Origin of the sequence: uncultured Chryseobacterium sp. (assembly GCF_936933875.1) — a bacterium.
In the GTDB taxonomy this organism is placed as follows: Bacteria; Bacteroidota; Bacteroidia; order Flavobacteriales; family Weeksellaceae; genus CAKZIK01.
On sequence record NZ_CAKZIK010000015.1, the window covers coordinates 20,676 to 27,637 of the forward strand.

A 6,962-nucleotide genomic window follows, 5' to 3' on the forward strand; every position below is an offset into this window, starting at 1 on the left:
CCTTCCCAAAATCACCCCATTTTGGCAACAGCTCCGCAACAACTCCCGAACAACTCCCGAACAACTCCGCAACAAAGGTACAATATCCGGCAAAATAAGTTAACGCTAAAAATTCATATAAAAAGAGAAATCAGAAATGGTTTCTCTTTTTTTATTCGGTTCTAATGAATTTTAAAATTGCTGGAAAAATAATATTTTCTCTTTTCTTTTTAACGAATCTTGGAACGTGGCCACTGTTTTTCATGTAAATAAATTCATGAGGGAAATTTTTCGCCGTCATTACAGAATCCAAACTAATTCCCTGCTTTCGGTTGACTAAAAAATCTCGGTCTCCTTGGAAAATTAATGTCGGAACATTCGAAACTTCATGAAGCGGACTTGCTTTTTTAAACGATTCTAAATTTTCCGGGCTGTATTTTTCACCAACCACACGCTGAAAAATACCTTTTGTTTTTTGATGATAGGAAGATTTCAGATAATGATCCGAATAAAAATCTGTTGGTCCGCTTAAAGAAATCAATTTTGAAATTTGATCAGGATGATGAAAACCATACAGCAATGCCAAATGTCCTCCTGCACTTTCGCCTAAAAGGATAATTTTCTTTGCATTCAAATTCCATTCAGAAGCAGATTTTAAAGTAGTTTCAACTGCTTTATTGATGTCTTCTTCCTGTGTTTGATAATTAACATCCTTTTTTAGCAATCGATAATTGATAGAAACCGATGGAATATCATTTTTTAACAGAAATTTCTGTATGCTTCGAAGATGTGCTTTATTTCCCATGATCCAGGCTCCTCCGTGAACAAGCATCACTAAAGGACTTTCCGCCGAATAATTTGCCGGAAGAAAGACGTCCATAATATTTCGGGAATCTTCACCGTATTTTAAGTTGTAAATCTTTTTTGCGCCATTGCTTTCAGAAACCGCTTTATACGATGTTGAACAGGAATTCAGTAGCATTCCCAAAATTCCAATGATCCAAAAATGATATTTGAAAATCAGTTTTTTCATACTATAAAGTTACATAAAGATTGTGCCATAAACTTCGTAAATGATGAAAATCATCCAAGAAAAAAGCCGCATATCTGCAGCTTTCAACTATTTCAAATTTTAATTAATCTACACTCTATTATAATCATCCTCAATTCTCACAATATCATCTTCTCCAAAATAGGTTCCATGTTGAACTTCAATAAAAACTACCGGCTCATTGGTTTTATTTTCAATTCGGTGTTGAGCGCCTTGCGGAATTACGGCCACATCTCCTGCTTTATAATCCTGAATTAAATCATCGATGGTAATCGTACCAATTCCGGATACAACAGTCCAAACCTCAGCTCTATGATGGTGATACTGAAGAGAAAGCCTTCCTCCAGGATTTACCATAATTCTTTTTACCTTGTGGGTTTCTGCATCTTCCAATACCCAATATTCTCCCCAAGGACGTATATCGTGTTCCATAATATTTTATTTCTGAGTAAAATTTTAGATTCCAGATCTAAATTACAAAAAGAGACTTAAAAAACCTCTTTATATTTCTTCAATTGAATAAATCTCTTACTTTATCGAAAAAAGTTTTTTCTTTTCCTGAAGGTTCAGCTACCATTTCGCCGCTGTTCATTTGGGTTTCGAAAAATTCTTTTTGTTCTTTTGTTAATTTTTGTGGCGTCCAAACATTGATATGAACAAACATATCACCTTTTCCATAGCTGTCGATACTCGGTAACCCTTTTCCTGCCAAACGAAGAATTTTGCCACTTTGCGTTCCCGGATCAACAGTAATTTTTACCTTTCCATCCACTGTAGGAACTTCTTTCTTCACCCCTAAAGCTGCTTCAGCAAAAGATACGTACAGTTCCTGGTGAAGATTGTCTCCTTCCCTCTTAATCGTTACATCAACTTCTTCTTCAACAACCACCAAAAGATCTCCGGGATTTCCACCAAAAGGTGCATCATTACCTTTTCCGCGAACGTTCAGCTGAATTCCTTCTCTTGCTCCTGCAGGAATATTTATGGTTACCTCTTCCTCTTCTTTTACCAAACCTTGTGAGTTGGCTCCAGAAGGAATTTTATCGGCAACTTTACCCATTCCTTGACAAGTTCCGCAATGAGTTTGGGTTTGCATTTGTCCGAACATCGTGTTCATGACTTTTACCTGAACTCCGCTTCCATGGCAAGTTGGACAAGTTTTGGAAGTTGCTCCTGCTGCCAATTTCATCTTCTTGACTTTAATGGTTTTTTGAGTTCCGTTCACCATTTCTTCAAGATTCAGTTTAATTCGCACACGAAGATTGGTTCCACGAACTTGCTGTCTTTGACCGCCGCCAAAACCACCAAATCCGCCACCGCCGAAATGTCCACCAAAAATATCTCCAAATTGGCTGAAAATATCTTCCATGTTCATACCGCCACCGAAACCGCCACCGCCAAATCCACCGGCTCCTCCCATTCCTGCATGTCCGAACTGATCGTAACGCGCGCGGTTGTTATCGTCACTCAGCACTTCATAAGCTTCTGCTGCTTCTTTAAATTTTTCTTCAGCTTCTTTATCACCCGGATTTTTATCGGGGTGAAATTTTAAAGCCATTTTTCGGTATGCTTTCTTTATTTCGTCTGCCGAAGCACTTTTGGAAATTTCCAGAACTTCGTAATAATCTCTTTTCGACATTTTTATAATTGTGAATTGTGAATTCGCTGCGCTGTGAATTTTTTCAAGTGAATTTTCAAAATTGACTATTCACTTCTCACTTTCGAAGCAAAATTGACTCTTTCTTAATTTCCGATAACCACTTTTGCGAAACGAATCACCTTATCGTGTAACTGGTATCCGTTTTCGATAACATCTACAATTTTTCCTTTCAAATCTTCTGTAGGAGCTGGAATTTGGGTAATCGCTTCATGAAGATTTACATCAAAGTCATCGCCTGCTTTTACTTCAACCGGTTTTAAACCTTTTTCAACCAATTTTGATTTGAATTTTTGATAGATTAATTCAACACCCTGTAAATCGGCAGGATTTCCATTTTTAGCAATTTCCTTTAATGCTCTTTCGAAATCATCCAAAACTCCCAACATCGAAACCATCATGTCCTGATTAGCGTATTGGAAAAATTCCATTTTTTCTTTTGCGCTTCTCTTTTTGAAGTTTTCGAACTCCGCATAAAGACGGATATAACGGTCTTTTTCTTCTGCCAAAAGTTCCTCTGCGGAAGGTTGCACTGCCATATTTTCAGTAGCTTCATCTTCAACATTTGGATTAATTTCAGCCTGCTCGTCTAAATTTTCTTCGTATTTATCGTGATTTTCTGACATAATTTATATTTTTTATACACACTAATTTTCAAAATTATTGCCAAAGGATTTTTTTTGACAATTAGTCAGATTTTTTTGAAACAGGAAAAGTGTAATTGATTTTGAAATTCGCAAAATAATTGGGAGCATTTTCTGTCAAACCAAATCCAACAGAGTTTTCGAAAGTAAGATTTTGGAGAATATTATACGTAATTCCGCCATCCAAATGATGATTTGAACTTTGGTTTTTTGCACTGTAACCAAAATATTCTGCGAACAGAACACTTTTCGGTGTTACCTGATACAAACCAGATATTGAATAGGTCGTCATCTGTTGACCGGTACCTGTATCCCATTTCGAACCGACATTATATTGCAAAGAAGTTTTTTCATTCAATTGATTTCCAAAAATAAGATTAAGGGATGGACTTAAAAAAGTTCCGTGATAAATTTTCGATCCCGTTTTGTGCAGACCGATGTTGGCCATTAAATAAACATCAGGAAGAATATTTTTTGAAGGAAACAGTTTCGTTTTAAAACCAATAACCAATGGAGAAACTCCTCTGAACGAGATCTCTTCTGAAGTGTTATGAGTTATTGCTGTTTGCAAATGCAACTCTGTATTTTAGAGAATTCCCCATTTTGCAAAAAACGCGGGAATATAATATTGATGCTGATTTCCGTAATTTTCGTAGGCAAAATCTGTTTCAATTTCGATGTGATTTTTCTGAACTGTTGCGGGTACTTCGGTAGTGTATTGCGCAGAAATAAAACCGTACAACGCCAAAAAGCACGGCAGAAAAACTTTATTATTCACCAAAAAAATGTCTCAAATAACAGATACAAATTTAGAAAAATGATGACGGTAGCAATTACCCAAACCAAAATTTTAAGCCATAACTTATTGGCAAACTGTCCCATTTTCAGTTTTGAATTGGTAAACATCACTAACGGAACTACCGCAAAACTCAACTGCATCGATAGAATAACCTGACTTAAAACCAAGAGATTTGTAGTACCTTTTTCTCCGTAAATAATCGTGACTATTAAAGCCGGTATAACTGCAATTAGACGTGTTATTAATCTTCTAAGCCATGGTTTCAAACGAATGTTCAGAAATCCTTCCATAACAATCTGTCCGGCAAGTGTTCCTGTTAAAGTTGAATTTTGACCTGAAGCCAATAATGCGACTGCAAAGAAAATACTCGCTAAAGTAGTTCCTAAAATCGGAGCCAACATTTTGTAGGCATCATGAATGTCTGCAATGTCTTTATTTCCGGTTGTATGGAAAGTTGCGGCTGCAACAATTAATATGGAAGCATTAATGAAAAAAGCTAAAAGCAAAGAAACTGAACTGTCAATAGTCGCAAATTTTATTGCTTCTTTTTTACCTTCATCGGTTCTTTCATAATTTCTTGTTTGAACGATACTGCTATGAAGATAAAGGTTATGTGGCATAACAGTCGCTCCCAAAATTCCAATGGCAATATACAGCATGGATGGATTGGTAATAATTTCTTTTTGTGGAACCAAACCGCTTAAAATTGGGAACAAATCTGGTTTACTGAGAATAATTTCATAAAGAAAACATCCCAAAATAATAAAGATTAATCCTGCAACAATACTTTCAATAACCCTAAAACCTTTTGCCTGAAGAAAAAGAATCAGGAAAACATCAATAACAGTAATGACAACGCCCCAAGTCAGCGGAATTCCAAAAAGCAAGTTTAAAGCAATGGCAGAACCGATAACTTCGGCCAAATCACAGGCTGCAATGGCAATCTCACACAAAACCCACAATATAAAATTGGTGGTAGGATTAAAATGATCTCTACAAGCCTGAGCGAGATCTCTTTCTGCAACAATTCCCAATTTTAAGGAGAGATGCTGAAGAATCATCGCAAAAATATTTGATAATAAGATAACAGAAAGCAAAGTATAACCAAACTGAGCTCCTCCTGCAATGTCGGTTGCCCAGTTTCCCGGATCCATATAACCTACGGCAACCATTAAACCTGGACCAGCGAACGCCAAAAGCTTTTTGAAAAAACCGGCATTTTTTGGAACATTTATGCTTGAAAAAACTTCAGGTAAAGAATCTGCAGTTCTTTCTTTTCTCCAAGCTTTGTTATTTATATTTAAGTTCAATTTTTTAAAATGTTAGATTAATCTAACAAATATAGATAAATTGTTCTAATATCAAAATTTAAAGCAAAAGAAAATCCCGACTAAAAGCCGGGATTAATATTAAAAAATTCTAAAAAGAATTATTTTACAAATCTGATTGCTGTTTTTCTGTCAGCTTCTCTTTCTTTATCAGTTCCTGTTTCAGCAACTGTTGCAAATTTTTCACCGTAACCTTCAGCTTCAACAACTTGTGCAGAACCTAGAGCAGCTTTTACAGCGTTAGCTCTATCAGCAGAAAGTTTAAGGTTTGCAGCATCATCACCTTTTTTGTCAGTGTAAGCTCCGATTTTTACTTTAGCATCTGGATAAGCAGCCAAAATCGCTTTCAAGTTATCCAACTGAACTTGAGATTCTGGAGTCAATTTAGTTGTTCCAAATTCGAAGTTTAAGTTATCAAAGTTGAACCACTTGTTTTTCAAAGCAGCTTCGTCTGCATTTTTGTACTCGTCAGAATTCAAGAAAGCGACTACTTGATCTTCGATACCACCTTTGTAAGCGTTCAAAGTTTTTCCGGTTGGCAATGTAACTATAGTGGATTGTTTGGTTGCTATAAGAGTTGTTCCAGTAGAATCAACATAAACTGCAGCAGAAGAATCGGAAACTACGATGGTTGAATCAGTTACTCCGGTCGTGGTTTCCGCAGGTTTGTTGCATTGCTTCCAAAGGAACCAAGCAGCAAGACCTAACAATAGAAGTGGCAATAACCATTTCCAGATAGATCCGCCTCCACCGTTGTCGTCATTTCTGTCAACATTAACGTGAGTTGCACCACCTCTGTTTACTTCTACTTTTGGTTCGTCATAAGAAGTAACTTTTACTTTTTCAGTTTCTACTTTATCACCACCAAACCAGTTTCCAAGACCTAAAGAAGCCAAAGAAAGACCAGCCGGAAGTAAAGAAGAAACAAGACCTTTCTGATCTTCTAATAACCTCGTGATACCGGAAGCATCAAGATTGTTATCAGCAGAGTACTTTCCTAGAGATCCCAAAGCAGCACCAGTAACCATATTCAATAAAGAATTAGATGATGAGTTGCTTACTCCTGAAAAACTGGAAATTGCATTAACCAATCCTCCTACTTTATCTCCAAAAATTGCAGAAAGTACAGAAGATATAACTGAATTGTTAGAAGAACCTCCTAACAAATTACTAAGAAGACCGCTAGAAGCAGCACCAGTAATCGCATCAAGAACTCCTGGCTTGTTAGCATTGTTTGCTAAACCTCCAACAACTGCAGGAAGTAAACCGCTGATTGCTTTAGAAACTCCTGATTCGCTTTCTCCTAATTGAGAAGCAGCTTGTGAAACTAATGCAGGACCTAACTGTCCTTTGATTAGATCAATTACATTTAATGACATAATAGTTTATTTTAAAATTTAACTTATCAAAGATAGCAATTTTTAATCCAAAGATTGTTTTTGTGAAGTATTTTTTAAGAAATTTTAATATTTAACCTGTTGTGCATTTAGCACAAATTAACTTT

The 6,962-nt window shown here is 36.2% G+C and carries 8 protein-coding genes; all 8 read right to left on the minus strand.

The genetic code is table 11. The features are described from left to right. Window positions 1-151: 151 nt before the first annotated feature. The 8 genes from Q0252_RS02100 to Q0252_RS02135 all read right to left on the minus strand — a co-directional run bounded on the left by Q0252_RS02100 (window position 152) and on the right by Q0252_RS02135 (window position 6,837). Window positions 152-1,012 (minus strand): alpha/beta hydrolase, encoded by an 861-nt coding sequence (locus Q0252_RS02100; protein WP_297983197.1) that lies wholly within the window; start codon window positions 1,010-1,012, stop codon window positions 152-154. A 108-nt stretch (window positions 1,013-1,120) separates the two neighbouring features. Then, complete coding sequence (locus Q0252_RS02105; protein WP_297983199.1) at window positions 1,121-1,462, minus strand: phosphomannose isomerase type II C-terminal cupin domain; 342 nt, start codon at window positions 1,460-1,462, stop codon at window positions 1,121-1,123. 79 nt (window positions 1,463-1,541) lie between these two features. Next, window positions 1,542-2,669 (minus strand): molecular chaperone DnaJ, encoded by a 1,128-nt coding sequence (dnaJ, locus tag Q0252_RS02110; protein ID WP_297983201.1) that lies wholly within the window; start codon window positions 2,667-2,669, stop codon window positions 1,542-1,544. Window positions 2,670-2,773: 104 nt separating this feature from the next. Further along, window positions 2,774-3,313 (minus strand): nucleotide exchange factor GrpE, encoded by a 540-nt coding sequence (locus Q0252_RS02115; RefSeq protein ID WP_297983203.1) that lies wholly within the window; start codon window positions 3,311-3,313, stop codon window positions 2,774-2,776. Between the two features lie 61 nt (window positions 3,314-3,374). Next, window positions 3,375-3,902, minus strand: coding sequence for a transporter (locus Q0252_RS02120; protein WP_297983205.1), 528 nt, complete (start codon window positions 3,900-3,902; stop codon window positions 3,375-3,377). A 15-nt stretch (window positions 3,903-3,917) separates the two neighbouring features. Then, window positions 3,918-4,109: a hypothetical protein gene (locus Q0252_RS02125; RefSeq protein ID WP_297983207.1), complete on the minus strand. Its 192-nt coding sequence runs from the start codon at window positions 4,107-4,109 to the stop codon at window positions 3,918-3,920. Then, entirely contained in the window at window positions 4,106-5,440 is a 1,335-nt protein-coding gene (locus tag Q0252_RS02130; protein ID WP_297983209.1) for an Nramp family divalent metal transporter, read from the minus strand. Before Q0252_RS02130 ends, Q0252_RS02125 begins: the two co-directional genes overlap by 4 nt. Window positions 5,441-5,559: 119 nt before the next feature. Beyond that, complete coding sequence (locus Q0252_RS02135) at window positions 5,560-6,837, minus strand: OmpA family protein (protein WP_297983211.1); 1,278 nt, start codon at window positions 6,835-6,837, stop codon at window positions 5,560-5,562. Window positions 6,838-6,962 lie beyond the last annotated feature (125 nt).

Coding starts and splice junctions, on each gene's coding strand:
- Q0252_RS02100 (WP_297983197.1), bottom strand. CDS start 1,012: ATGAAAAAACTGATTTTCAAATATCATTTTTGGATCATTGGAATTTTG.
- Q0252_RS02105 (WP_297983199.1), bottom strand. CDS start 1,462: ATGGAACACGATATACGTCCTTGGGGAGAATATTGGGTATTGGAAGAT.
- dnaJ (WP_297983201.1), bottom strand. CDS start 2,669: ATGTCGAAAAGAGATTATTACGAAGTTCTGGAAATTTCCAAAAGTGCT.
- Q0252_RS02115 (WP_297983203.1), bottom strand. CDS start 3,313: ATGTCAGAAAATCACGATAAATACGAAGAAAATTTAGACGAGCAGGCT.
- Q0252_RS02135 (WP_297983211.1), bottom strand. CDS start 6,837: ATGTCATTAAATGTAATTGATCTAATCAAAGGACAGTTAGGTCCTGCA.